The sequence below is a fragment of the Aquipuribacter hungaricus genome, from assembly GCF_037860755.1.
Classification (GTDB): Bacteria; Actinomycetota; Actinomycetes; order Actinomycetales; family JBBAYJ01; genus Aquipuribacter; species Aquipuribacter hungaricus.
The window spans coordinates 1-729 of record NZ_JBBEOI010000498.1 but is presented as its reverse complement, the minus strand read 5'-3'; the positions used below and the strand labels follow the sequence as shown (position 1 = coordinate 729).

Here is a 729-nt window from a genome sequence, read left to right as displayed (position 1 = left end):
GTCCGGCTGCACCGGGCGGACGGGCGGCGCGTGGTCGTCCAGCAGGTCCACCGCGCCGGCCAGGTCCTCCGCGCGCCCGAGCGCGAGCAGCGCGAGGGCCACCGCGCCGTGGGCCGTGCCCTCCGCCTCCGCCGCCACGACGAGCGGCCGGTCCAGGGCCGCGGCGACGACGTCGAGCCACAGCGAGGAGCGGAACGCCCCGCCGGTCGCCCGCACCTCGTGCAGCGGCTGGACCCGGTCGACCTCGCGGGTCACCGCGGCGAGCTGGACGGCGACGCCCTCGACGGCCGCGCGCACCATGTGGGCCGGGCCGTGCTCGCGGCGCAGCCCCAGGTAGGCCCCGGGCAGGTCCGGGTCCCACAGCGGTGCGCGCTCGGCCAGCAGGTACGGCAGCATCACCAGCCCGTCGCAGCCCGGGGGCGCCGTCGCCGCGAGGTCCATCACGCGCTCCTCGGCGCTGTCCTCCTCCTCGCCCGTGCCGCCGGCCACGCCGCGCCCGCCCGTGGTGCCGCCCGCGCCGCCGCCGGGCGCGCCCGGGGGCCGGCCGAAGGTGTCGACGGCCCACTTCGTCACGACGCCGCCGTTGCTCACCGCGCCGCCGACCACCCAGGCGTCCTCGGTGAGCGCGTAGCAGAACAGGCGCCCGCCCTCGTCGACGTGCGGCTCGGCCACGACGGCGCGGACCGCGCCGCTGGTGCCCAGCGACAGCCCCGCCACCCCGGGCGCCAC

Annotated in this window: 1 protein-coding gene; it reads right to left on the bottom strand. The window is 80.2% G+C overall.

The features are described 5' to 3' along the window. On the bottom strand, positions 1-729 hold a 729-nt coding region (locus tag WCS02_RS20850; RefSeq protein WP_340296220.1), incomplete at both ends, for an FGGY-family carbohydrate kinase.